Annotated in this window: 22 protein-coding genes and 1 tRNA gene; 2 read left to right on the forward strand and 21 right to left on the reverse strand. The window is 65.4% G+C overall.

Features of this window, described 5'->3' with window-relative positions:
- Positions 1-13 precede the first annotated feature (13 nt).
- From C2U30_RS19915 to C2U30_RS19940, 6 genes are all read right to left on the reverse strand, one after another.
- Positions 14-490 (reverse strand): methylated-DNA--[protein]-cysteine S-methyltransferase, encoded by a 477-nt coding sequence (locus C2U30_RS19915; protein ID WP_103244389.1) that lies wholly within the window; start codon positions 488-490, stop codon positions 14-16.
- Positions 487-1,995: an AlkA N-terminal domain-containing protein gene (locus C2U30_RS19920; RefSeq protein ID WP_103244390.1), complete on the reverse strand. Its 1,509-nt coding sequence runs from the start codon at positions 1,993-1,995 to the stop codon at positions 487-489. Before C2U30_RS19920 ends, C2U30_RS19915 begins: the two co-directional genes overlap by 4 nt.
- A 139-nt stretch (positions 1,996-2,134) precedes the next feature.
- Entirely contained in the window at positions 2,135-3,613 is a 1,479-nt protein-coding gene (locus tag C2U30_RS19925) for a carboxypeptidase M32 (RefSeq protein WP_199767303.1), read from the reverse strand.
- A 106-nt stretch (positions 3,614-3,719) separates the two neighbouring features.
- A complete protein-coding gene (gene smrA / locus C2U30_RS19930; protein ID WP_042074873.1) occupies positions 3,720-4,301 on the reverse strand; it encodes a DNA endonuclease SmrA in 582 nt (193 codons plus the stop codon).
- A 116-nt stretch (positions 4,302-4,417) separates the two neighbouring features.
- Positions 4,418-4,567, reverse strand: coding sequence for a DUF3149 domain-containing protein (locus tag C2U30_RS19935; RefSeq protein ID WP_010673287.1), 150 nt, complete (start codon positions 4,565-4,567; stop codon positions 4,418-4,420).
- A 155-nt stretch (positions 4,568-4,722) separates the two neighbouring features.
- Positions 4,723-5,610, reverse strand: coding sequence for a TraB/GumN family protein (locus C2U30_RS19940; RefSeq protein WP_041211227.1), 888 nt, complete (start codon positions 5,608-5,610; stop codon positions 4,723-4,725).
- 70 nt (positions 5,611-5,680) lie between these two features.
- Here C2U30_RS19940 and C2U30_RS19945 point away from each other — a divergent pair, with 70 nt between their 5' ends.
- Positions 5,681-6,013 (forward strand): DUF1904 family protein, encoded by a 333-nt coding sequence (locus tag C2U30_RS19945; RefSeq protein ID WP_103244392.1) that lies wholly within the window; start codon positions 5,681-5,683, stop codon positions 6,011-6,013.
- A gap of 59 nt (positions 6,014-6,072) precedes the next feature.
- Here the strand turns inward: C2U30_RS19945 and C2U30_RS19950 are convergent, their stop codons facing one another.
- The 10 genes from C2U30_RS19950 to ltnD form a co-directional block, all read right to left on the reverse strand.
- The gene (locus C2U30_RS19950) at positions 6,073-6,903 is read right to left on the reverse strand and encodes an SDR family oxidoreductase (RefSeq protein WP_103244393.1); all 831 of its coding nucleotides are present in this window, start codon (positions 6,901-6,903) and stop codon (positions 6,073-6,075) included.
- A 114-nt stretch (positions 6,904-7,017) separates the two neighbouring features.
- Positions 7,018-8,418, reverse strand: a complete 1,401-nt coding sequence (locus tag C2U30_RS19955) for an OprD family outer membrane porin (protein ID WP_010673291.1) — start codon at positions 8,416-8,418, stop codon at positions 7,018-7,020.
- 681 nt (positions 8,419-9,099) lie between these two features.
- Positions 9,100-11,037, reverse strand: coding sequence for a methyl-accepting chemotaxis protein (locus C2U30_RS19960; RefSeq protein ID WP_103244394.1), 1,938 nt, complete (start codon positions 11,035-11,037; stop codon positions 9,100-9,102).
- Positions 11,038-11,096: 59 nt separating this feature from the next.
- The gene (locus C2U30_RS19965; protein WP_103244395.1) at positions 11,097-11,987 is read right to left on the reverse strand and encodes a DMT family transporter; all 891 of its coding nucleotides are present in this window, start codon (positions 11,985-11,987) and stop codon (positions 11,097-11,099) included.
- 90 nt (positions 11,988-12,077) lie between these two features.
- The gene (locus C2U30_RS19970) at positions 12,078-13,583 is read right to left on the reverse strand and encodes a GntP family permease (RefSeq protein ID WP_010673294.1); all 1,506 of its coding nucleotides are present in this window, start codon (positions 13,581-13,583) and stop codon (positions 12,078-12,080) included.
- A complete protein-coding gene (denD, locus tag C2U30_RS19975; protein WP_233720991.1) occupies positions 13,580-14,554 on the reverse strand; it encodes a D-erythronate dehydrogenase in 975 nt (324 codons plus the stop codon). The genes C2U30_RS19970 and denD overlap by 4 nt, the downstream gene beginning before the upstream one ends.
- An 11-nt stretch (positions 14,555-14,565) precedes the next feature.
- The gene (otnI, locus tag C2U30_RS19980) at positions 14,566-15,339 is read right to left on the reverse strand and encodes a 2-oxo-tetronate isomerase (protein ID WP_103244397.1); all 774 of its coding nucleotides are present in this window, start codon (positions 15,337-15,339) and stop codon (positions 14,566-14,568) included.
- On the reverse strand, positions 15,336-15,968 hold the full coding sequence (gene otnC / locus C2U30_RS19985; protein WP_042882422.1) for a 3-oxo-tetronate 4-phosphate decarboxylase: 633 nt from the start codon (positions 15,966-15,968) through the stop codon (positions 15,336-15,338). The genes otnI and otnC overlap by 4 nt, the downstream gene beginning before the upstream one ends.
- Positions 15,961-17,211, reverse strand: coding sequence for a 3-oxo-tetronate kinase (gene otnK, locus C2U30_RS19990; protein ID WP_103244398.1), 1,251 nt, complete (start codon positions 17,209-17,211; stop codon positions 15,961-15,963). Before otnK ends, otnC begins: the two co-directional genes overlap by 8 nt.
- Positions 17,208-18,116 (reverse strand): L-threonate dehydrogenase, encoded by a 909-nt coding sequence (ltnD, locus tag C2U30_RS19995; RefSeq protein WP_045523655.1) that lies wholly within the window; start codon positions 18,114-18,116, stop codon positions 17,208-17,210. The genes otnK and ltnD overlap by 4 nt, the downstream gene beginning before the upstream one ends.
- Before the next feature lie 256 nt (positions 18,117-18,372).
- Between ltnD and C2U30_RS20000 the strand changes: the two genes are divergently transcribed.
- On the forward strand, positions 18,373-19,167 hold the full coding sequence (locus C2U30_RS20000) for a DeoR/GlpR family DNA-binding transcription regulator (protein WP_010673300.1): 795 nt from the start codon (positions 18,373-18,375) through the stop codon (positions 19,165-19,167).
- A gap of 45 nt (positions 19,168-19,212) precedes the next feature.
- Here the strand turns inward: C2U30_RS20000 and C2U30_RS23065 are convergent, their stop codons facing one another.
- The 5 genes from C2U30_RS23065 to C2U30_RS20025 all read right to left on the reverse strand — a co-directional run bounded on the left by C2U30_RS23065 (position 19,213) and on the right by C2U30_RS20025 (position 22,972).
- Positions 19,213-19,368 carry an entericidin A/B family lipoprotein gene (locus tag C2U30_RS23065; protein ID WP_010673301.1) on the reverse strand — a complete coding sequence of 52 codons (156 nt, stop codon included), beginning with the start codon at positions 19,366-19,368 and terminating at the stop codon, positions 19,213-19,215.
- 16 nt (positions 19,369-19,384) lie between these two features.
- The gene (locus tag C2U30_RS20010; protein ID WP_103244399.1) at positions 19,385-20,443 is read right to left on the reverse strand and encodes a PQQ-dependent sugar dehydrogenase; all 1,059 of its coding nucleotides are present in this window, start codon (positions 20,441-20,443) and stop codon (positions 19,385-19,387) included.
- Between the two features lie 159 nt (positions 20,444-20,602).
- Positions 20,603-21,427 (reverse strand): polyphosphate kinase 2, encoded by an 825-nt coding sequence (gene ppk2 / locus C2U30_RS20015; RefSeq protein WP_041214649.1) that lies wholly within the window; start codon positions 21,425-21,427, stop codon positions 20,603-20,605.
- A gap of 266 nt (positions 21,428-21,693) precedes the next feature.
- Positions 21,694-21,770 (reverse strand) — tRNA-Arg (locus C2U30_RS20020).
- A 50-nt stretch (positions 21,771-21,820) separates the two neighbouring features.
- Positions 21,821-22,972, reverse strand: a complete 1,152-nt coding sequence (locus tag C2U30_RS20025; protein WP_039041370.1) for a flagellar assembly protein FlgT — start codon at positions 22,970-22,972, stop codon at positions 21,821-21,823.
- Between the last annotated feature and the right edge of the window lie 235 nt (positions 22,973-23,207).

Consider the following 23,207-nt stretch of genomic DNA (forward strand, 5'->3'; position numbering starts at 1 on the left):
GGGTGGTGCCGGATCAACGAGAGTCCCTCTCCAGCGTCAGCAGTGCCTGCTTGATGGGCAGGCCTCCCGCATAGCCGGTGAGGCTGCCATTCTGGCCGATCACCCGGTGGCAGGGGATGATGATGGAGAGCGGATTGCGGCCGTTCGCGGCACCCACCGCCCGCACCGCGTTTGGCTTGCCGATGGCGCGGGCGATGTCGCCGTAGCTGCGGGTCTCCCCGTAGGGGATGTCGCACAGCGCCTGCCACACCGCTTGCTGAAACGCCGTGCCCCTGGGGGCGAGCGGCAGGGTGAAGCGCTGCAACCGGCCCGCGAAGTAGTCCCGAAACTCGGCGAGGAAGGGGGCGAGCGCCTCGCCGTCCTGCTGCCAGTCCTGCATGTCGGGGAGCGGCCGCAGTCCGGCCAGGAAGTCCACGTGCACCAGACCGCGTTCGTCGATGGCGACCAGCAGTTCGCCCTGGTCGGTGGGCATCATGTCATAGCGGATCATGGGCTCTTCTCCTCGTCTTGTGTCTGTGTTGGCCGGGTGAGCAGCGCCGGTTGTTCACTCATGGCGTGCCACAGCCAGCTCGCGGCGTAGGCGCGCCACGGCTGCCAGGGGGCGCTGCGCGCTGTCACCTCTTTCACCGGCAGCTTGTCACCGCCCCCCAGCGCCTTTTGCAGCACGAGATCCGAGGCGGGGAAGGCGTCCGTGTCGAGCCCGCAGCGCAGCCGCCAGTAAGCGACAGTCCAGGGGCCTATGCCCGGCAGCGCGAGCAGTTGCTCGTCGCTCGCGCTGCCCAGGGTGAGCGCGCCGCTTGCGAGGGCCGAGGCAAGCCCTTGCATGGTTCGGATGCGGCTGCCCGGCATACCGATGCCGTCGAGATCCAGCTCGCACAGCTGGGTCGGGGTGGGCAGCTGCGCGGTGCCGAACTGCGCCTGGGTGCGCGCCACCAGGCGCCCCATGATGGTGATGGCACCCTTGACCGACACCTGCTGGCCGACGATGGCGCGCAGCATCACCTCGTATTCATCCCACCCCCCCGGCAGCCGCACCCCGGGCCATCGTCCCTGGATGCCGGCGAGCAGCGGATCCTGCCCCAGGTGTTCGCCGATGCGGCCCATGTCGGCGTCGAGATCCCACATGCGGCGCACGCGGTACAGTATGTCCGGCAGCGCACCCGGCGGCAGATCCCGCACCGTGAGTCTGAGCCTCTCCCCCTCGACGGGCTCGATGCGGATGAGCCCCTCCTGCTCGCCGACCCGGTGACGGCGTTCGTAACCGTGCTCATCTACCCGCTCCAGCCCCGGAATGGCACGCAACCGGTAGAACGCGAGCATGGCCTGGACGTCGAACGGCGGGCGATACAGCAGGTGCAGTTGCAGGCTCGATTGCGGCGTCTCCTGCGGCGCACCCCCTTCCTGCTTGCGCAGGGCGCCCGGCGTCATGCCATACGCCTGCAGCCAGGCGTCGTTGAAGCGACGAATGCTCGCAAAGCCTGCGGCAAACGCCACGTCCGTGATGGGCAGGCGCGTCTCCGTCAGCAGCCGTTTCGCAAGCAGCAGGCGGCGCGTCTGCTCCACCTGTTTCGGCGAGGCGCCGAGATGTTGCTCGAACTGGCGCCTCAGGGTGCGCTCCGTGATCCCGGCCTGCGCCGCGAGCTCGCCCAGGCTGTGCTCCGCCAGCTCGCCGCGCTCGATGCGCGCCAGCACCTGGGCGACGAGCGGTGGCAGATCGCCGCTCTGGGCCGGTGCGAGCTCGGGGCGACAGCGCAGGCAGGGGCGCAGCCCGTGCTGCTCTGCCGCCGCCGCGAAGCGAAAATAGCGCACATTGTGCTCGTGCGGTGCCCGCGCCGGACACACGGGGCGGCAATAGATGCCGGTGGAGAGCACCCCGGTGAAGAAGCGGCCATCGAAACGCGCGTCTCGCGCGAGGCGTGCGGCGTGGCACTGCTCCCGGGTGAGACCCGGGATGATCTCGTCCCGTTGGGATGAATGCGGGGGCGCTGTGGTCATGGCATGGCTCGGGTTGCTGTGGGCATGTCCCAGAGACTAAGCGGGGGCGAGAGGGGTGACTAGCCAAAAACGGACAGGAATAGCAAAAATAGTCGGGCAGGGGAAAAGCGGGCGCGACGAGGGGCGCGCCCGGGAGCGGTTATTTTAGGTAGCGCTGTTCGAGGTGTTTGCGCAGCCACTGGGGATTGAGCGCCTCACCGGTCGCGCGGCGAATGAGCTCGTCCGTGCAGTGCAGGCTGCCCTGGGACCAGATATGGCGACCGAGCCAGCCAAAGATCTCCGGCAGGCGGCCGGACTCTACGAGCGTGCCCATGTCGCCGAGCTCACGCTCGAGTGCGAAGCGCAGCTGCGCCGCGTACATGGCGCCGAGCGTGTAGCTCGGGAAGTAGCCAAACGAGCCGTCCGTCCAGTGGATGTCCTGCATGCAACCGTTCTGGTAATTGCCCTTCGTGGACAAGCCGAGCCACTGCTGCATCTTCGCGTCCCACAGCTCGGGGATGTCCGCAACCTCGATGCGCCCTTCCATCAGGTCTCGCTCCAGCTCGTAGCGCAGGATGACGTGGGCCGGGTAGGTGACTTCGTCCGCATCGACGCGGATAAAGCCGGGCTCGACCCTGTTGTACAGCTTCTCGAGGTTCGCGGGTGCGAGCGCATCCTCTGCCCCGAAGTGCGCGCGAATGCGCGGCGCAATCAGCGCGAGGAACGCGGGGTGATGGCCGAGCTGCATCTCGCAGAACAGGCTCTGGCTCTCGTGAATGCCCATGGAACGCGCCTCGGCCACCGGCTGGCCGAGCAGTGCGCGCGGCAGGCCCTGCTCGTAGCGTGCGTGGCCCGTCTCGTGGACGATGCCCATCAGGCTGGAGACGAACTCCTGCTCGTTGTAGCGCGTGGTGATGCGCACGTCCGTCGGCACGCCGCCGCAGAACGGGTGGCTGCTCACGTCGAGCCTGCCGTGAGCAAAATCAAAGCCGAGCAGTCCCATCACCTCCTGGCCGAGCGCCTGCTGCGTCGCAACCGGGAACGGGCCTTGCGGGGTGAGGAGGGTGTCGCTCTTCTGCCGCTCGCTCACGGTCTGGATGAGGCCGGGCAGCCAGCTCGTCAGATCGCCGAAGATCTGATCCAGCCTCGCGCTCGTCATGCCGGGCTCGTACAGCGCCAGCATGGCGTCATAGGGGCGCACCCCGAGCGCGTCGGCGCGCAAGGTCGCCACCTCCCGCGACAGGCGCACCACCTCCTCGAGGTTCGGGGCAAAACCTGCCCAGTCGTTCTCCTTGCGCTGGCGACGCCAGGCGTGCTCGCATTTGCTGCCGGCGAGCGACAGCGCCTCCACCAGCGCCCCCGGCAGCAGGCTTGCATCCTGCCACTGGCGCTTGATCTCCCGCAGGTTCGCACGCTGGTGCTCGTCCAGCGGTTCACTCTCTGCCTTGGCAATCCACTCCCCAAGCTCGGGGGCGGTGCGCTTGCCGTGGATCAGCACGCCGAGCTCCGCCATTGCTTCGGCGCGGGCCTCGTTGCCCCCCTCCGGCATCATGGCGGCCTGATCCCAGCCGCAGATGGCGGAGAGGTGGGAGAGGCGGTGCAGTTGTTGCTGATGTTGTTCGAGTTTCTGGTATGACATGGGATTGTCCTTGTTATCGTCCCTGATGGTATGCACCCCGTACCTGGCATGATCGGGGCCGCCCGATGCTAGCACTGCCATCCATCCTGGTGCCACCCTCAGGCAGTCAGCCGAGGCGCTTCTGGTGCCGTTCGCGGTTTTCCGCCTTCTTGCGCTCGCTCTTGCGCAGCAATACGTAGAGCGCACCGCTGCCGCCGTGGCGGCGCTCGGCGCTGTGCATGGCCATCACCGAAGGCAACTGTGGCAGCCAGGCGCTGACATGGCTCTTGAGCAGGGCACGCGGGGTGCTGCGCTCCCCCTTGCCGTGCAGGATCAGCAGGCAGCGGATATCCCGCACTTCGCATTCGGCAATGAACTGCACCAGGGCGATACGGGCCTCGTTGAGCGTCTTGTGGTGCAGGTCGAGGGAGCCTTGCAGCTCGTATTTGCCAAGGCGCAGCTTCTTGTAGACCCCCTCCTGCACGCCGTCACGCTTGAAGCCGACGATGGCATGGGGGTCCAGCATCTCGACTGCTTCCGTGCCGAGGTGATCCAGGGTGAGTTGTTCGGCGGTGGCGGCTTCCCGGCGCGCGAGTTGCGCCTCGGTGGGCTGGTTGTTGCCCGCAACGGGGGCGATATGGTCGCTGCGAAGGGGCCGCACGTCGGCCACTTCCTGCAGGAACAGTGAGAGTTCGTCGTTATGAGACACGGCAGGCTCCCCGCATGAAAATGAGGGAGCCAGTATAGCGGGCCTTGGTGGGCCTTAGAATGGCAACGCTCGCAGGCCCAGGCCCCTGCCGGGTAAGGCGGTCTGAGCGAGCCTGGTTATTGCCCCTCTTTGGGCGGCTCTGCGTGCATCACCTTGTAGATGAAATAGACCGCATAGGCGCTGATGAGCAGGAAGGTGCCGAAAATCACCAGCATGGACATCAGCCCCACGCTGTTGCCGAACATCAGGTTCATCCAGAATTCCATCTCGTTCACTCCTGTCACTGGGCGGTGACAGGCATGATAGATACCTCTTCAGGAGGGAGGGGATGATCTCGATCAACTCCCTCTCTGGTTATTTAATCGGCAGCAAATTCTGTGAGCCGACGCGCATCCGGCGCGTCAGGTCGCCGGACTGGACGCTATTTTGCCTTCTCCAGGGTCGGTTCGGTGAGGGGCGTGATGCGCCAGCCCTGCTGCTCCAGCAGGGCGAGCAGCCCGTGCTCGCCGTAAAGATGCAGGGCCCCTACCACGATAAAGCTCTCGTTCGGCAGGCTGGGCCACTTCTTGACCCAGTTGCGGTTGCGCTCTGCCAGCAGGGTCTGTTCCAGCCAGGCTTGCAGCTTGGGCGGCGCCATCTCCTCCCTGAGCAGATTGATGAGGGTGTCCTGATCCCCGTTCTGCCAGGCGGTCATCACGGCGTCGAACCCCTGCTGGATGTCGGGCAGCTCGTCCAGGGTGCTCTCCAGCATCAGGGTCTGGTTGTCGCCGACGCTCGCGAGATAGCCGAGCTGCTCCAGCAGGGTCTCCAGCCCGACGATGGGCTTGCCGCCGTCGTTCGCCCGCTTGGCGAAGTGCTGGTCGACACCGTATTCACCGCGATAGCCGGTGCGCTCCAGGGCCGCCTGGGTCAGGGTAATGGCCGCAAACCAGGGACGCAGCGGGGCCAGCATGCTCTCGTTCAGACCGTTCTGGCCCGCAGCGATGAGGGTGCGACGGTAGAGGTCGATGGGCAGGTGATCCTTGAGGGTCTTGCCGTCGACGAGCCGGGTGATGGCGCCCATCTCCTGCCACTGCTCCTGGCTGATGTGGGTCATGTCCACCTCCATCACCAGGGCGCGGCTCTGCTGCCAGGCGCGCTCCACCGGGTCCGGCAGGGGATAGAGAGAGGGTTTGCCCGCGTGGATGGACCCCAGCAGCCAGTGCTGTTCGTTGCCCTTGTTGATGCGGTAAAAGGCCGGATCGGCCATGGCATGGAGCGGCAGCAGCAGGCAGAGCAGGAAGGAGAGCAGCGTGGGATGGAATCTCATGAGGCACCTTATGTGAGCGGGATGAGTGCTCTATGATAAGTCTTCATTTGTCACAGCCAAGAGGTTTCCCATGCCCCACCTTCGTTTTCGGGCAGTTTCTGTCGACACCCTGCAGCGGATAAGCGCCCCCCTGATGGCGGAGCTCTGCGCCCTGACCGGTGGCAAGCCGGAGTTCATCACCCTGGAGTGCGTGCCGAGCCAGTGGGTACGAGATGGCCAGCCCGAAGCCGGTTTCCCCTTCGTGGAGCTGGTCTGGTTCGAACGACCGCAGGAGATGCAGGATGCCGCTGCCGCCCTCATCACCCGCCACCTGAAAGGGGTGCTGGGGGAGCAGACCTATGTGGTGGTGCAGGTGCTGCCCATCGTCAAGAGTCACTACTACAGCAACGGCCAGCACTATTGAGCGGGTATCGTTGCTGAGACAGGTGCATGTCAAGAGGAGGGCCACCGAGGGCCCCTTTATCAGGCGGATTTGATCAGCAGCTTGTCAAGCCAGCGGCTTGGCAGCAGGCGGCGCAGCACGGTAAACAATTTGGTCGGGAAGGTGACCGGGTAGCGGTGCCTGGGACGCTTGCTCGTGAGCGCATGCACTAACGGCGGGATGCAGGCCTCGCTTGGCAGGGTAAAGCCCCGGGCACCCCCTTCACGCTCCAGCCTGGCCAGCGTCTGGGCATAGGCGTCCTGATGGCGGCTGGTGGCGGGGTCTATGTGGCGCAGGAAGGCCTCCCGGGCATTGGCGCGAAACCGGGTGTCGATGGGGCCGGGTTCGATCAGGCTGATGTGCACGCCGCTGCCCGCGAGTTCCAGGCGCAGGGTGTCGGTATAGCCTTCCAGCGCGAACTTGCTGGCGTTGTAGGCGCCACGATACTTCATGGCCACCAGGCCAAGCACCGAGCTGTTCTGTACGATGCGCCCCTCGCCTGCCGCCAGCATGGGGGGCAATATCTGGCGAATGAGGTGATGCCAGCCAAAGAGGTTGGTCTCGAACTGCTCGCGCAGCGCCTCGGTGGGCAGATCTTCCAGCGCACCGGGCTGGCCGTAGGCGCCGTTGTTGAAGAGGCCGTAGAGGCGCCCTTCTGCCAGGGCCAGCGCCTCTGCCGCCCCTCGCTCTATGCTGGCGCTGTCCGCCAGATCCAGTTGCACCGCCAACAGACCCTGCTGCTGCAGCAGGGCCACATCCTCGGCCTTGCGGGCGGAAGCGATGACGGTGAAGCCCCGGGCGCCGAGCTTTCTTGCGGCGGCGAGGCCGATGCCGCTGGAGCAGCCGGTGACGAGCACGAAGGGATGGGGCATGAGCATGGTCCTGATTGACGGCCGGCAGGTGGCCCGAAGCTGGCATGGTAGCGTGGTGCCACCAAAAACAAAACCGGGCCAGAGGCCCGGTTTTCGGTCACGTCAGATGCCTGATTACATGATGGTGAACGGCATGATGATGTGGAACTTGACGTCATGCTCGGAGCTGAACATGTTCGGGTAGTACCAGCTGCCCTTGTCGTCCTGTTCGTTGTTGTAGTCGGTGTAGTGCAGCTTGAACAGGGTGCCCTTCAGCTTGCCGTCCTGCACTGTGTACATGACGTCGAAGTTGGCTGCCCACTCTTTGCCGCCTTCCAGGGACTTGTCGCCGTTGTTGGCATCCCAGCCGTAGGCACCGGAGACACCCACGCCCCAGCCCGGTGCACCCACCAGATCATCCAGGGAACGAGTCACGCCGAAGAACAGGGCCTTCTCGTCGTTGTGGTTCCAGTCGGAGCGGGAATCCCACCAGATTTCGTTCGCGCCCTGGGAGTTGCCGTAGCCGCGGGTCAGACGGGGCAGGTAGTTGCCCAGATCCCCTTCAGCCTTGGTCCACAGGCCTTCCAGACGGAAGCCATAGGGGCCGGCTGCCCAGCTGGCGGTCAGGGCTTGTTGCCAGGCCAGGCCGTCATAGTCGCTGTTCTCGGTGTCGGAACCGTAGAACTGGTAGCTGGTGTTCAGGCCACCCAGTACGTCGAACTTGTGGGCCAGCTTGAAGTGGTAGCTGTCCATGTAGCCTTCGGACTGACCAAAGCCGGCGGTGACGGCAGTGCCGTTCTCGAAGGTGTAGCGAGCGGCCAGACCGTGGATGTAGTCGATCTTGTTCGCATCGGTGAAGGGATCGCTGGCATAGGGGCTGCTCTTGGAGAAGCCGGTGGTGTTCTTGAACCAGGGAGCCTTGTACTCGTCGGCGATGGCGTAGGTCAGGTAGAGGCCGCCGAAGGTGCCTTCGATCTGGCCACCACGGTAGGTACCGGGTTGATAGGACCAGTTGACGCCGAGGATGCCGGGTACATAGAGCTGGGTGTAACCACCCTTGGCGGTGACGGCGTCACCGAACTTGAATTTCAGGGCGGCGTTGGAGAGGCTGAAGCCGTTCTCGGGAACGCCGTCACCACCTGAACCCCACTTGTCGCCCCAGAAGGAGAACTCGTTCTCTTCGTTGACGCCATTGCTCTCGTCAACGGCCAGGTCGTAGGCACCGAAGCCGCCCACGTCGACGCCGACCACACCCCATGCATAGCCGGAGTTGAAGTTCAGGGCTGCCTGGGTAGTGGCATGGCTCAGGTTGGAGTGGTATTTGCCATCCTGACCCGGACCGGCCTGGACGCGATCACGCTCACGCTGGAAGTAGAACAGGCCACCGGTGAGCTTGCCTTCGTCGATGAAGGCGCTGTAGGACTTGCCGTATTCCGGGCTCATCATGTCTTGAGCGGCGAACGCCATGCCAGGTGCGACCAGTGCCGCGACCACGGCAGCACTCAACGCGGCGCGCTTGAAGATCACTTTTTCCATTTGTTATTGCTCCTGATTTTATGGACTTAGCTTTTTTATCCGGCAGCCGGGTAGGCACCCGCCGCTCGGTATTGGCATTGCAATCAACACCCCGAAGGGCAAAAAAATGGTTCTCTGTCGAGCCCTTGTGCCTGATGCCTTGGCGCATCGGTCGGGGCTATCTGCATCGTTACAGTCGTTATTTTTTGGCTGTCGATCCTTGGCGATCTGACATCACCAAGAGTACGTTCGCGGTGCGAAATATCAATGTAAAGTTCCCGCCAAGTTTCAAAAATATGACCGAGTGCAAATAATCATGATTCTTGGTGTGGGCACTCCCAGGCCGCTCATGTCGGCAATGACAGCGCTTTCATGGTGATTTCACCGTTCTCCTGCGCAGATCTTGCCATCAAGGCAGAACTTTCTTTGTTAACCCGGTGGCAACATATAATTTTGTATCACAAAAAAAGATGGACCCGGCCGGATGCTCACTGTCGTGAGCGTGAGCCGTCGCCCCGACAGACAGGGGGACCAGAGATGTGAAAGGGGTGAGGGAGCCTGTGACTGAATGGATGAGGCAACCCGTCATCGTCCGTGAAGACGTGACGGGAGTATCAGGGGAAGGGTTGCGGCAAGGCCGTACTGCGGGCAGGTAGACAGGGAACGCGCCCCGGGTCTGGTGCGAACCAGACCCGGGGGTTATCAGGCCTGGCTCAGGATCCGGGGGATCTGCTGGGCCTGGTGGTGTATGTGCTCCGAGACCTGTACCGAGAGGCGGCTGCCCTGGCGGGCGTGCTGGCTGATGCGACCGATGAGGGCGGCGAAGCTCGCCAGCCTGTGCTCCTGGCTCTTGGCATTGTCGGCCCCTTGCAGGGCGATGACGGCGGTGCTGCGCGCCATCTCCCGCACCGTCAGGGTGGTCTGGCGCAGCTGCTCCGCCTGCTGGCGCTGCTCGGCGGCCTCTGCGGTGATGCGGGCCAGCACGGTGGCGAGCTGATCCCCCGCCTGGGTGAGGCTGGCCAGGATCTCGGTGATCTGGCCGAGGGAGCGCTGGGTGTCGGCGGAGAGGTGGCGCACCTCGTCGGCTACCACCGCGAAGCCGCGTCCCTGCTCCCCGGCCCTGGCCGCCTCGATGGCGGCGTTGAGGGCCAGCAGGTTGGTCTGCTGGGAGATATGGCCGATGACGTCGACGATGGCAGTCACGTCCTCCACCGAGCGGGTCAGCTGGGCCAGGGCGCCGCTGCTCTCGTCGATGGCGAGCCCGGTCTGGGCGGTAGCCGTCAGCATGCCCCCGACCAGCCGCTCGCTCTGGCTCATGGAGTGTTCATTGTGCTGGGCGTGCTGGGCGATTTCGGCGGCGACCTGGTGCACCTCGCTGGCGAGCTGGTTGAGCTCCTGCATCATGGTGTCGCTCTCATCCACCGCCTGCTCCGTGGTGCGGGTGCTGTGATGGATCTCCTGCACCTGGTTGACCATCCCTTGCAGACTTTGCGACACCGCCGATAGCTGGCCCTCTTTCTGCTGCTGATCCTGTTGCAGGCGCTGTATCAGGCGGTTGTAGCTCGCGACGATGTCCGCCAGTTCGTTGCGCTCGCGCCCCGGGGTCAGCAGCTGGGCCTGACCCGTGGCGTCGAGCTGCAGGAAGGCTGCCCGCAGTTGCAGCAGGGGCCTGACCAGCCAGCGACGCTGCACCAGGGCGAACAGCAGGGCCACCACGACCAGGCAGAGCGCCAGCACGCCGAGCACGGTGGCCAGCTCCCGGTTCATGGTCTGACGGGCGGCGGCGAGTTGTTCGCCCAATTGCTCCCCCGCTTGCAGCAGCTGGGTGATGTCCTGCTGCACCATCTGACGAGCGGCCTGCTGCTGTTGCAGCGCCTTGCGGCTGTTTTCCAGCTCCTGGGGATAGCGCTTGAGCAGGGAGGTCAACTCGGCTTTGGGCTGATCCCCGAGCTCCTTGCGTATTGGCTCTCCCAGGGTGAATTCGTCGGCCGGTGCCTCCTCGAAAAGCTCCATGCTCGGCAGGGCGGCCAGGGCGTCGGCCTGCTTTTGCAGGGCAGCCAGCTCGAATTGCAGCCCTTCGAGACGCTTGGCACTCGCCTGCTCCATGTAGTTCTGGCGCTGGTGGGCGAGGGAGGGGAGGGCGGTCAGGATGTCGGCCGCCCCCTGGCGATACTGCTCGGCCAGGACCGGATCCCGCCCGGCGGCTGCTCCCTGCTGGCCGTAACGGAGCAAGGCTTTGGCCTGGGTGGTCAACTCGTTCTCGGCATTTTGCAGCAACCACTGGCTGTTGCCGGAGAGCTTGCCCGCCGCCAGATAGTCGCCGTCAATGCGGGTTTTCATCTGCTCAAGCCGGGCGTTTAGCGGCTGGGTCTGGGGATCCTCCAGGCGGGACAACAGCGCCAGCGCCTGCTGGCGCACTCCCTGTGCCTGGGCCAGCAGCAGGGGATCCCCGCTGCCGAGATAGTCGCGAAGCGCCCCCTGCAACGGACCGCTCAGTTGCTGTTGCAGGCGCTCCTGCAGACGCTGGGCCTGGGCCGAGTGGTTGAATTGTTGCCAGCCATGATAGAGCGCGGTGGCCTGAACACCGGCCACCAGCAGCAAGACGAGGGAAGAGAGGGAGGCAAAATGGGCAATTTTCACATCAGATTCCTGCTTGAATCACGCAATGGGCGCGAGCTTAATCAGGTCTGATGGCGTTTTTATGACAGTGGCCGTGCCAGCTCCCGTTGACTTGGGCTCTTCACCAGCAGGCCGAGCAGGGCGCCGCCCATGATGAGCCCCCCCGCCAGCAGATGGCGCGGGGTGAGCGCCTCGCCGTTGAGCCAGACCAGCAGCAGGGTGCTCAGCAAGGGGGTGAGGTAGGCGAGCGCGCCGATGCGGCGCGGATCTCCGTCCCGCAGCGCCAGATACCAGGTGACGAAGGCCGCCCCCATGGGGCCGAGGGCGAGCCCGGCGATGAGCAGCCAGTCCCCCAGGGGGATCCGGGCGAATGGCAAGGGGCCTTCCAGCATCCATGCCAGCAGCAGGGCCAGGAGCCCTGCGGGCAGGCAGGCGGCGGCCGTGACCACGGCGGGAGCGGGAGGCAGGCGGCGGGAGAGCACGGAGTAGGCGCCCCAGACGATGGCAGCGCCGAGGGCCAGCAGGTAGCCGGGCAGATGGGCCTGTTGCAGTTGCAGGTGACCATCGACCATCACCAGCACCGATCCCGCGAGACCCAGGGCCCCGGCCAGCAGATGGTGCAGGCTCAGGGGATGACCCGGCAGCAGCAAGGGGGTGAACAGGATGATGCACAGCGGCCAGAGGTAGTTGATGAGGTTTGCCTCCAGCACGGGGGCGTGGCGAAAGCTTGTGAACAGCAGCAGGTGATAGAGCAGCAGGGCGGTGATGGTCACCAGCCAGGTGAGAGGGCTGGCGCGCCACTGGCGCCAGAATGGCAGGGTGCCCGCCCCGCAGAACAGCAGCACCAGCCCCACCAGCACCAGCGGCGAGACGCTGGTGATCCGGGAGGTGAGCGCGGCGAGGGAGGCCCACAGCAAGATGGTGAGCAGGGCAAAACCGGTGGACTTGTCCCACCAGGAAGACGCAGGCATCCAACACTCCTTTGCAAGATGAATGAACGAAAAAGAGGGCCAGTCTAGCAGACTGGCCCTCGTCAGACAGCGGTGCCGTGACGGCGCGAGTTATGACTCCCGGCTCGGGACGGCCCCTGCCGCCGGAGCCAGGGACTGCCCCTTGACGTACCAGACGATGAGGGCCAGCACCAGCAGCGGCAGCACGGGGTCGAACCAGGTGCCGCCGGAGCCGAACAGCAGGTTCAGCAGGGCGACGCCGGTGCCGCCGATGGCCCAGGCGATGGTGGTCGGGATGGACCAGACGATCATCTGCTGCTTGACGTCGGAGATCCCCATCATGCGGTTGACCACCCAGAACAGGCTGTCGTTGAAGTAACCGAAGAAGAGCGACCCCATGGTGGCGGCCTGTGCGGCCAGCAGCATGTTGACCCCGGGGATCTGCGCCAGGATGGGGGCGGAGATGGAGGCCGCCGTCACCATGGCCACGGTGCCGGACCCCTGGATGAGGCGCACCAGAGTCGCCACGATGAAGGGGATCAGGATGGGGGAGATGGGCAATTGGGCGATCTGCTCGGCCAGTTGCTGACCCGCGCCACTGTCGCGCAGCACAGCCCCCAGCGCCCCACCGGCACCGGTCACCAGCAGGATGATGCCGGCGGATTGCAACCCCTCTTCCAGGCGGGCGGCGGTGGCGTGCCTGTCCATGTGCGGGACCAGGGTATAGACCGCCAGCAGCACGCTGATGGCCAGCGCGATGATGGGGGTGCCGATGAAGTTGATGCCCTGCACCAGGGGGTTCGCCATCAGGCCGTCCATGCCCTCCAGGGTGGCCAGAGTGGTGAAGATGGCCTTGACGAAGATGAGCACGATGGGCACCAGGATCGGCAGCAGCGACAGGGTCAGGCTCGGCAGGGTCTTGCCCTCCTTCTCCTTGAGGTACTGCTCATAGGTGGCTTGCAGCTCGTCCGGGGTCTGGGCGGCCTGGGCACCGAACTCGGGGTACTTCTTGTCGAGCCACTGGGCGTAGAAGACGATGCCGAGCACGCAGGGGATGGCCAGGGCCATGCCGGTCAGCAGCATGGCGCCGATGTCCACGCCAAACAGGCCGGCAACCCCCAGCGGGCCCGGGGTCGGCGGCACGGTATGGTGGGTTACCACCAGGCCTCCCGCGAGCGCCACCCCCAGGGTGAGCAGGGAGCGCTTGCCACTTTTTGCCAGCGCCTTGGCCACCGGATAGAGGATGACGAAGGCGGAATCCACGAAGATGGGGATGCTGACGATGTAGCCCGTGATGGCCAGTGCCCACTCCTCGCGGCGCTTGCCGAGCCACTTGATGAAGCTGTAGGCGATCTGTTCGGCGGCGCCGGAGACCTCAAGCAGGCGACCCATCATGACCCCGAGGCCGATGACGATGCCGATGCTGCCGAGGGTGGAGCCAAAGCCCTGGGTGATCACGGTGAGGGTCTTGTCGATGCTCATGCCGCCGGTGATCCCGGCGATGCAGGCCGCCGCCAGCATGGCGATCAGGGCGTGCACCCGGGTGCGGATGACCAGGAACACCAGCACGAAGACCGCGATGATGAGACCGATGATGGGGGTTGGGATGTCGCTCATGATGCCTCCTGCATGTCATGGGTGATGAAACTGTCGATGATGTCGGCAAACGTCCTGTCTGCCGCGAAACCGAGGGCGCTGGCCCGCTGGTTGTCGATGCGTCCCGGCCAGCTCGCCACGATGCGCTCGATGGCCGGATCGGCGGCAAACTGCACCCGATCCCGGGCCACCTGGCCACCGGCCCGTGCGAGGGCCTCCAGCATTTCGCCGACGGTCACGCTGATGCCGGGCAGGTTGATGCTGCGGGCGTCACCGGTGGCGGGAAGTCTGGCCGCCAGCAGGAAGTTCGCGACCACGGTGGCGGGGCTGGAGAGCCAGAGGCGCAGATCCGGGCTCACCGGGCAGAGGGCGCTCTCCCCTTGCAGCGGCTCGCGGATGATGCTGCTGACAAACGACGAGGCGGCGCGGTTCGGCTTGCCCGGCCGCACGCAGATGGTGGGCAGGCGCAATACCAGACCGTCGACGAAGCCCTTGCGGCTGTAGTCGTTGACCAGCAGTTCCCCCATGGCCTTCTGGGCGCCGTAGGAGGAGGTGGGGGTCAGGGCGGTACCGTCATTCACCAGCTCCGGCAGCGGGCCGCCATAGACGGCGAGGGAGCTGGTGAACACGAAGCGGATGCCGGGGCGGGCATGGCGGCACGCCTCCAGCAGGGTGCGGGTGGTGTCCAGGTTGACCTTCCAGCCCAGATCGAAGTCCTGCTCCGCGTGGCTGCTGACGATGGCGGCCAGGTGGTAGACCACGGCGGTCCGCTCGCTGATGAGGGACTCGGCGACACCGGGTTCGGTGAGGTCGGCCCGCAGACAGCGAACCCTGGGGTCCGGTAGGGGGGATTGCGGCTGCTGGATGTCCACCAGCAGCAGCTCGGTGAAGGGGTGGGGGCCTTGCAGCAGGGCCCGGGCCAGTTTCTGGCCCAGGAAGCCACCGCCGCCGGTGATGATGATCTGCATCTTGTTATCCTCAGACTCGTTCATGTTCAGGGTCGTTATTGTTGTGTCAGCCAGCCCAGCCCTTCCCGGGTGCCGGCTCTGGGGTTGTACTCGCAGCCTATCCAGTCGTGGTAGCCCGCCTGCGCCAGCGCCTTGAACAGGTGGGGGTAGGCGATCTCCCCCTCGTCCGGCTCGTGGCGATCCGGTACCGAGGCGATCTGGACGTGGCCGATGGCCGAGCCCAGCTTGCCGATGAGACGGGTGAGGTCCCCGTCCATGATCTGGGCGTGGTAGAGATCGAGCTGCACCCCCACGTTGGGTCTGTCTATCTCCTGCACCAGGGCCAGGGCGTCGAGCTGGTGGGCCAGGAAGTAACCGGGCACATCTCTATCGTTAAGCGGCTCAAGCAGCACCTTGATGCCGTCTTCGGCCAGGAAGTCGGCGGCGAAGCGGATGTTGTCGATCAGGGTCTGGCGGTGGGCCGAGAGGCTATGAGCAGGGTCCACGATGCCGCTCATGGCGTGTACCTTGGTGCAGCCGAGCGCCAGGGCATAGTCACGCACGCTTGGCAGGTGGCCGCGAAACTCCGCTTCCCGCCCCGGGATGGCAGCCATGCCGCGCTCACCCGCGCCCCAGTTGCCCGGCGGCATGTTGAACAGGGCCTGGGAGAGCCCCTGCTCGCGCAAGCGGCGGCCCAGCTCTGCGGCCGGCCACTCGTAGGGGAAAAGGAACTCCACCGCCTCGAAGCCTGCGTCGCGGGCGGCGGCGAAGCGCTCCAGGAACGGCACCTCGGTAAACAGCATGGTGAGATTGGCGGCAAACTTGCTCATGGTTTCATCCTCCTCAATTCATCAATTTCGGGTTCGCTCAGGTAGCGGATGGAGTGGCCATTGAGCATCAGTGCCAGGCGCGCCGTCTCCTCCAGCTCTTCCATGTTGTTGACCGCATCCACCAGATCCTTGCCCGTCACCACGGGGCCGTGGTTGGCAAGCAGGAAGGCGTTGCCTTCGGGAGCGCGGCGCCCCAGCTCCTCGGCGATGCGGGCATCCCCCGGCTTGTAGTAGGGGATGAGCGGCAACTGGCCGACCCGCATCACGTAGTAGGGGGTGAAGGGGCGGATGACGTTGGCCGGATCCAGCCCCTCCAGACAGGAGAGGGCGGTCAGGTGGGTGCAGTGCAGGTGTACCACGGCCCGGCAGTCCGGATTGTTGTGGTAGATGGCAAGGTGGAAGGCCACCTCCTTGGAGGGGCGATCTCCCCCCAGGTGTTCCCCCTGCAGGTTGACGTGAGAGAGCCTGTCGGCGCTGAGCCGTCCCAGGCAGGAGCCGGTCGGGGTGGCGATCAGGGTACCGTCCGGCAGCAGGGCGGAGAGGTTGCCGGCGCCCCCGGTGGCATAACCGCGCTGGAAGAGTGAGGCTCCCAGCATCACCATGGTGTCGCGCAGTGCCTGTTCAGTCATGGAAGTACTCCTGAGCCTTGTCGAAGAAGTCGTCGCTCCCGAAATTGCCGGACTTGAGGGCCAGCGAGAGGGGGGCGTCGATGGCCCGCACCCAGGGCACACCGGGGGCGATCTGCGGGCCTATGTGGAACGCCTTGACGCCGAGAGCCTGGGTGACCCGGCTCGAGGTCTCGCCACCGGCGATGATGAAGCGGTCCACGCCGGCGCCTTGCAGCAGTTGGGCGAGGCGGGCAAAGCAGTGTTCCACCGCGTCGCTGGCCGTCTGCTGGCCGTGGGTTTCCTGAATGCGGGCCAGCTCAACCGGGCTGGTGGTGGCGTAGACCAGCGGCGCCGGTGTCCGGGGCTGGTCCAGTACCCAGCGCGCCAGCTCGGCCGGGTAGTCGGCATCTTCGAGGCAGCGCACCACATCCAGCGCCAGGGCAGGAGCGTGCTGGCGATAGCGGGCCACCTGACGGTTGGTCATCTCGGAGCAGGAGCCCGACAGCACCGCGGCGCGGGTGCCTCTGGGCCAGCCCGCTTCGCGGGCACCCTGCAGATCGCCGCTGCCAAGCTGACGGGCCAGGCCGATGGCGAGGCCGGATCCGCCGGTCACCAGGGGCATGTCGAGGGCGGCGGTGGCGATGTCCAGCAGGTGCTGCTCGGTCAGGGTGTCGACCACGGCGTAGCGCACACCAGCTTGCGTTAGCTGCTCAAAGGCGTCGGCAATGGCGCCGGGGCCCTGTGCGATGGTATTGAACGGCACCAGACCGGCACGGCCCTGGGCCTGTCCCTCCATCAGCCGCAGCAGGTTGCTGTCGGTCATGGGGGTGATGGGGTGATGGCGCATGCCGGACTCGGCGAGCGGCTGGGTGCCGACGAAGAGGTTGCCCTGATAGACGGTGCGACCGTTCACCGGCAGGGCCGGGCAGATCAGGGTGAACGTGCTCTCCAGCGCCGCCAGCAGGGCGTCGGTGACGGGGCCGATGTTGCCCGCCGCCGTGCTGTCGAAGGTGGAGCAGTACTTCTGGTAGATGCGCGGGCAGCCGCGGGCCTTGAGCCAGTCGAGGGCCGCCAGGGAGTCGCGCACCGCTTCGTCCGCGGGGCAGGAGCGGCTCTTGAGGCTGATCACCACGGCGTCGACCCCGGTCAGATCCGCCTCTGCCGGGATGCCGGCAAACTGGATGGTGGCGAGGCCGTTCTCCACCAGGAAACCGGCGATGTCGGTGGCGCCGGTGAAGTCGTCTGCGATGACTCCGAGTTTCATGCTTGCTCCTCCTGACCCGGCAGGGTGATGCCTGAGAAGATCTTGATGACGGCGCTGTCATCTTCCTGGCCGTGCCCTGCGTTGCTAGCGCCGAGGAACATGTTCAGCGCCGTGCTCGCGAGCGGCAGCGGGAAGCGCAGCGCCTTGGCGGTGTCCGCCACCAGGGTGAGATCCTTGACGAAGATGTCCACTGCGGAGCGGGCCTGGTAGTCACCGGCCAGCACCCGAGGCATGCGGTTTTCAAACATCCAGGAGTTGCCGGCGGCATGGGTCACCACGTCATACATGAGATCCAGGGACACCCCTGCCCGGCTGGCCAGCGCCATGGCCTCGGCGGCCACCGCGATGTGCACCCCGGCCAGCAGCTGGTGGATGATCTTGACTGTGCTGCCTTGGCCCGGCTCGCTGCCGACCCGGTAGACCTTGCCGGCCACCGCATCCAGCACCGGGGCCAGCTTGTCGAAGGCGGCGTCGGAGCCTGCGGCCATCACCGTCATTTCGCCGGCATCGGCCTTGATGGCACCACCGGAAACCGGCGCATCCAGCATCGGCAACCCCATCAGCGCCAGCTCGGCAGCCAGGGCGCTCGCCTCTTCGGCGGCGATGGTGGAAGAGACCATGATGGCGGTGCCCGGTTTGAGGTGGCGAGCCAACCCCGCTTCGCCGAGCAGGATGCGGCGCACCTGGGTGGCGTTGACCACCAGCAACAGCACGGCATCGAGTGTCTCGGCCAGGGGCCTGGCATCGGCCATGACGGCGGCGGCACCGGCCTGCTGCAACTGGCCGCGGGCCTGTTCGCTGAGGTCGATGCCATAGGTGGTGAGCCCGGCCCGCAGGCAGGAACGGGCGGCGCCCATGCCCATGGCGCCCAGGCCGATGACCGCAACATGATAGGGAGTGCTCATCTCGTGATTCCTCGATTACGACTGATGAGCAGATAGTAGAGGCTTGCGGCGATGAAATATCAGGCAGTCGTCACAAAAAATAACTTATTGAGTGTTAATTTTTGTTATTTATGCGGATTGAGATTCTTTTGGGTCAAGTTTTAGCGTGTTTATTGTGAATAAATGTGATTTGTGAGCCCGTTTCAGGTTATTTATCATTTTTTCCCAGGTCGCTGGGGTAGAATGGCACCTTCCTTTTCCCGAGGCGCGAGGCAAGATGATTCCCGTAGAGCGACAGCAACGTATCCTGCAACTGCTGGCAGAGCGCGGTGTGGTCAGCATAGTGGAGCTGACCGACTGGCTGCAGGTCTCCCACATGACCATCAGGCGCGACATCCAGAAGCTGGAGGAGCAGGGGCGGGTACTCTCCGTCTCCGGCGGGGTCAGCCTCTCCCAGCGGATCAAGAGCGAGCCCTCCCACGCCGCCAAGCGCAGCCTGATGCAGGGGGCCAAGCTGGCCATTGCCCGGCTCGCCGCCGCCCAGGTGAGCGAGGGGAGCACCGTCTATCTGGATGCCGGTACCACCTCCCTGGAGCTGGCCCGGGAGCTGGCGCTTCGGGAAGACCTGATGATAGTGACCAACGACTTCATGGTCTGCGCCTACCTCATCGAGCACGGCCGCTGCCGCCTCTATCACACCGGGGGTCAGGTCATTCGCGAGAACCAGTCCTGTGCCGGGGAGGCCACTGCCCACTTCCTGCGCAACCTCCATCTGGACATCGCCTTCCTGTCAGCCTCCTCCTGGGACAGTCAGGGGATCTCCACCCCGAGCGAACAGAAGGTGCCGGTGAAGCGGGCCGTGGTGGAGTCGGCGGCGACCCGCATCCTCATCTGCGATTCGTCCAAATATGGCAAGGTGGGGACCTTCAACGTGGTGAGCTGGGATGCGATCGATCAGGTGATCACCGACGAGCAACTGCCCCAGAGCGCCCGCGAGGCATTGGCACAGCACGGGGTCAGGGTGACCATGGCGCCGCTGGCCAGTCTGGTGGCCAGCGCCGAACAGGGGTAAGAGGAGGGGCGACAGGCGGCGAACCACAGCGCCACCTGGCCGGGATCAGCGACCCTCTGCGGCCGGTGCGTCCGTCAGCTTGGCGGAGCCCTGGATCACCTCCCCCGCCTTCTCGATGTCCCGCCCCATCCCGTGGATGGTGTTGCAGCCCAGCAACCAGAGGCTGGTGCAGAGCACCAGCAGCATGCGATTCGTCTTCATCCTTGCTCCTTTCATGCTATGGGGTCAGTTTGAGCAGGCGCCCCTGGCCTGAATCCGTCAACAGGTAGAGGGCGCCGTCGGGGCCCTCCTTGACGGTACGGATCCGCTCCCCCAGATCGGTCAGCAGCCGCTCTGCCGACACTATCTTGTCTCCGTCGAGGTGCAGGCGCAACAAGGCCTGACCACGCAGGGCGCCGACCAGCAGATCCCCCTGCCACTCCCTGAACAGGTCCCCCTGATAAAAGGTCATGCCCGAGGGGGCGATGGAGGGCACCCAGATCCAGCGTGGCGCCGTCATGCCCGGCGCGCTCTGGCCCACGCCAATCTTGCCGCCCCCGTACTCCTCGCCAAAGGTCACTCTGGGCCAGCCGTAGTTGTGGCCTGGCAGGATGAGGTTGACCTCGTCCCCGCCCTGGGGACCGTGCTCGTGAGCCCAGAACTGCTGGCTGCCCGGGCGCAGGGCCGCCCCCTGCATGTTGCGATGGCCCAGGCTCCAGATCTCCGGCAGGGCCCCCGGCGTCTTGACGAAGGGGTTGTCGGCGGGGACCCGGCCGTCCTTGTGCAGACGCACCGTCTTGCCGAGGTGGTTGTCCAGCGTCTGGGCCCGCTCCCGCTCGCTGTAGCGATCCCCCAGGGTGATGAAGAGGTGGTCCTCCGTCAGCACCAGGCGGGAGCCGAAATGGGCGCCGCCGGCCACCTTGGGCTCTTGGCGAAACAGCAGTTGCCAGTCGACGAGGGTGTCTTTTTGCAGTCGGGCCCGGGCCACGGCGGTGCCGGCGCCTCCGTCCCCCGGCTCGCTGTAGCTGAGATAGAGCCAGCCATCGCCGTCCAGGGCGAGATCGAGCAGACCCCCCTGACCCGTGGCGGCGAGGGGCGGCAGGCCGGAGACCACATGGCGGTTGCCACCCGCGTCGATGCGCAGCAGGCGCCCAGGGCGCTCGCTGACGAGGTAGCCGCCATCCGGCAGGAAGGCGAGCCCCCAGGGGTGGCGTAGCTCCCCCGCCACCGGGGTCAGGGTCAGCGCCCGCACCGGGAGCACCAGGCAGACAAGCAGCAGGGCAAACAGTCGCAACATGGGGGCCTCCTCGCTCGGCCAGACCTGAATGTCGCTGAAGTATAGGGGAGGCAAACGGGAAAACGTGAGCAACAACAAGCTATTGGGTGATACCGGCAGCGCCTGTTGCCCCTTGGGGTAGGAAGGGAAAGGGGGTGAGCCAGGGCTCACCCCCTCTGGCTAGAAGAGGGCTGGCACGATGCGAAGCGGGTGCTCCGATGGTTTGACTTTGCCTATCTTGCGCTTGGGCAGCTTCACCGGCTCCGCCGGCAGCGCCTCGTAGGGGATGTGCGCCAGCAGGTGGGAGATGATGTTGAGGCGCACCCGTTTCTTGTCCTCGGAGTGGGCCACGAACCAGGGGGCCCAGGCGGTGTCGGTGGCGATGAACATGGCATCCCGCGCCCGGGTGTAATCATCCCAGCGATCGAAAGACTTGATGTCCATGGGGGAGAGCTTCCAGATCTTGCGGCCATCGTCGATGCGATCACGCAGCCGCCGCTCCTGCTCTTGTGGGGTCACCTCCAGCCAGTACTTCAGCAGAATGATGCCTGAGTCCACCAGGGCTTTTTCCACCATGGGGGTGCCAGCCAGGAATTTGTCGCTCGCCTCCTCGCTGCAAAAGCCCATGATGCGCTCCACCCCGGCCCGGTTGTACCAGCTGCGATCGAAGATGACGATCTCCCCCGCCGCCGGCAGATGGGGGATGTAGCGCTGGAAGTAGAGCTGGCTCTTCTCCCGCTCCGTGGGGGCGGGCAGTGCGACGACCCGAAAGACCCGGGGGCTGACCCGCTCGGTGATCGCCTTGATGGTGCCCCCCTTGCCGGCCCCGTCGCGCCCCTCGAAGACGATGCAGACCTTGAGCCCTTTGTGCACCACCCACTGCTGCAGCCTGACCAGCTCCACGTGCAAGAGGCGCAGCGCTTTTTCGTATGCCTTGTTGCCAAGGGGCTTTTGCGCCTCGGCCACGACCGGTTCTTCCGTTCTGGATTTTCGTTTGCTGCCCATGATGTCCTTCTCTGTGTCTCGGCGAATGGAGGGCCGTCCTGCCGGACGGCGCCCTTCAAGGGTAGATGACGGTGTGCCGCCACCGGGAGTGGCAACTACCGGGGGATGGCCGGGATCATCTTTGGTGGGGCTCGCGGGGTTGTTGGTGGCAGTGAGACATTGAAGAGGGGGGGGGGGGCGGGACCTGGCCGCCATGGATGCAGGGGAAATGGCGCAGCAACGCACAAGGGGCTGGCATCATGACGATGCCAGCCCCTTGCTGTGTATGGTGTTCCCGACTGGAGTCGAACCAGTGGCCTGTCCCTTAGGAGGGGACCGCTCTATCCTGCTGAGCTACGGGAACCTTGTGGCGGGCATTATACAAGAAGCATTGTGCTTTTAAACCCTTGATTCCTATTCCAATACGGCCAGGTCACCGATTTGGACATTGAACGGCGAATATTTGTTCTGACTGCTGATGATGGCGCCATCCTCGAACACCTGCACCACCTCGAACAGACCGTCTGCGGGGTTGCGCATCACCCTGGACTTGCCATAGGGGTCGACGAAGTCGGCGCTGTGCTGGACCCGGAACTGGTCCCCGAGCTTGACCCCGTTGCGACGGCCCAGGTTGATATGGGGGCCGCGCTCGTGCTGGGCCACGATCCGGGCGGTGACGGGGGCACAGGCGAGTTCGGCGGCGATGTCCTGGGCCGCCTCCTTCAACTGGTAGCCCACCTCCTGGCCAAAGCTCGACTGCCAGAACTGGCCGCCGCTGCTGCCCACCTGTTCCCGCTTGGAGAAGGTCCAGTTGGCGCGGCCCTTGTACTCCTTGCGGCCGAGCAGGCTGCCGTTGATGCCGTCGAACAGGTAGAGCTGCATGGAGAAATTGCGCACGGGATCCTCATACCAGCTGGTGAGGGCGTTGCCCTGGGGCTCGAGGGAGAGGTCGTCGATGCTGCCGAGCACCAGATACTGGCTGTCGGTGCGCAGGCTCAGGGCCTTGATCTCCTCGAGGGCGCTGCGATCCCCCTGTTGCAGATGGAGAGGGTCGATGCGCAGGTTCTCGTCCAGCCACTGGCGTGCGACCACCTGGGGCGTCGTCGCCAGGGTTTCAAACAGCCGGCGGGAGAGATCGGCGGGCATGTCGTCCAGGGCACCGGTGCTTGCCTGGTCCGGGTAGCGCATGCGCAGGCGCACCAGCGTCAAATCCTTGGCGTAGTGCTGGGTCTGGCAGATCTGCCGCTCCGCCTGGATGTCGGCCACGAGGGTGATGTACATGCGGCCGTTGCGCACCTCTTCGCGCTTGAGGCGGTACTGGCGGATGTCGCCGCCTGAGCGGATCTGGATCTGCTCGGAGCGCAGGCTGCCGTTTTCCAGGCGCTGGATGCTGGAGACGGAGGCACCGCTGGCCAGCAGCGCCTGGCGCAGGGCGTCCCGGGTCGCCTGCTCGCGGGCGTAGACCTCGTCGCCCCCCAGAATGGCGGCACTGCCCTGGGCCTCGATAAGTTCGGCCCTGGCCGACAGGCTGGCCAGCAGCAGGGTGAACAGCAGCGAAACTTTCATAACAAACACCTTGAGTGGGCGACCCCGCTGCCGCCGGTGGGGCGGGTCAGGGATCCTGGACACAGATCCGGTCTGCACCGGAGCGGGTGACCAAATAAAAGCAAGAACCATGCCTTCTTCCCTGGCCGGAGCCCGTACGGCGGGCTCCGGTGGCACAGTACGCGCCTCTGCTTGGGGATCATCGAGGATCCTGCGCGCATTCCCGCCTCAAGTGTTGGCGGTTGCGACCGATAAC

Origin of the sequence: Aeromonas sp. ASNIH5 (genome assembly GCF_002902865.1) — a bacterium.
Lineage (GTDB): Bacteria > Pseudomonadota > Gammaproteobacteria > Enterobacterales > Aeromonadaceae > Aeromonas > Aeromonas caviae.

Coding starts and splice junctions, on each gene's coding strand:
- C2U30_RS19915 (WP_103244389.1), bottom strand. CDS start 490: ATGATCCGCTATGACATGATGCCCACCGACCAGGGCGAACTGCTGGTC.
- C2U30_RS19920 (WP_103244390.1), bottom strand. CDS start 1,995: ATGACCACAGCGCCCCCGCATTCATCCCAACGGGACGAGATCATCCCG.
- C2U30_RS19925 (WP_199767303.1), bottom strand. CDS start 3,613: ATGTCATACCAGAAACTCGAACAACATCAGCAACAACTGCACCGCCTC.
- C2U30_RS19935 (WP_010673287.1), bottom strand. CDS start 4,567: ATGGAATTCTGGATGAACCTGATGTTCGGCAACAGCGTGGGGCTGATG.
- C2U30_RS19940 (WP_041211227.1), bottom strand. CDS start 5,610: ATGAGATTCCATCCCACGCTGCTCTCCTTCCTGCTCTGCCTGCTGCTG.
- C2U30_RS19945 (WP_103244392.1), top strand. CDS start 5,681: ATGCCCCACCTTCGTTTTCGGGCAGTTTCTGTCGACACCCTGCAGCGG.
- C2U30_RS19950 (WP_103244393.1), bottom strand. CDS start 6,903: ATGCCCCATCCCTTCGTGCTCGTCACCGGCTGCTCCAGCGGCATCGGC.
- C2U30_RS19955 (WP_010673291.1), bottom strand. CDS start 8,418: ATGGAAAAAGTGATCTTCAAGCGCGCCGCGTTGAGTGCTGCCGTGGTC.
- C2U30_RS19965 (WP_103244395.1), bottom strand. CDS start 11,987: ATGCCTGCGTCTTCCTGGTGGGACAAGTCCACCGGTTTTGCCCTGCTC.
- C2U30_RS19970 (WP_010673294.1), bottom strand. CDS start 13,583: ATGAGCGACATCCCAACCCCCATCATCGGTCTCATCATCGCGGTCTTC.
- denD (WP_233720991.1), bottom strand. CDS start 14,554: ATGAACGAGTCTGAGGATAACAAGATGCAGATCATCATCACCGGCGGC.
- otnI (WP_103244397.1), bottom strand. CDS start 15,339: ATGAGCAAGTTTGCCGCCAATCTCACCATGCTGTTTACCGAGGTGCCG.
- otnC (WP_042882422.1), bottom strand. CDS start 15,968: ATGACTGAACAGGCACTGCGCGACACCATGGTGATGCTGGGAGCCTCA.
- otnK (WP_103244398.1), bottom strand. CDS start 17,211: ATGAAACTCGGAGTCATCGCAGACGACTTCACCGGCGCCACCGACATC.
- ltnD (WP_045523655.1), bottom strand. CDS start 18,116: ATGAGCACTCCCTATCATGTTGCGGTCATCGGCCTGGGCGCCATGGGC.
- C2U30_RS20000 (WP_010673300.1), top strand. CDS start 18,373: ATGATTCCCGTAGAGCGACAGCAACGTATCCTGCAACTGCTGGCAGAG.
- C2U30_RS23065 (WP_010673301.1), bottom strand. CDS start 19,368: ATGAAGACGAATCGCATGCTGCTGGTGCTCTGCACCAGCCTCTGGTTG.
- C2U30_RS20010 (WP_103244399.1), bottom strand. CDS start 20,443: ATGTTGCGACTGTTTGCCCTGCTGCTTGTCTGCCTGGTGCTCCCGGTG.
- ppk2 (WP_041214649.1), bottom strand. CDS start 21,427: ATGGGCAGCAAACGAAAATCCAGAACGGAAGAACCGGTCGTGGCCGAG.
- C2U30_RS20025 (WP_039041370.1), bottom strand. CDS start 22,972: ATGAAAGTTTCGCTGCTGTTCACCCTGCTGCTGGCCAGCCTGTCGGCC.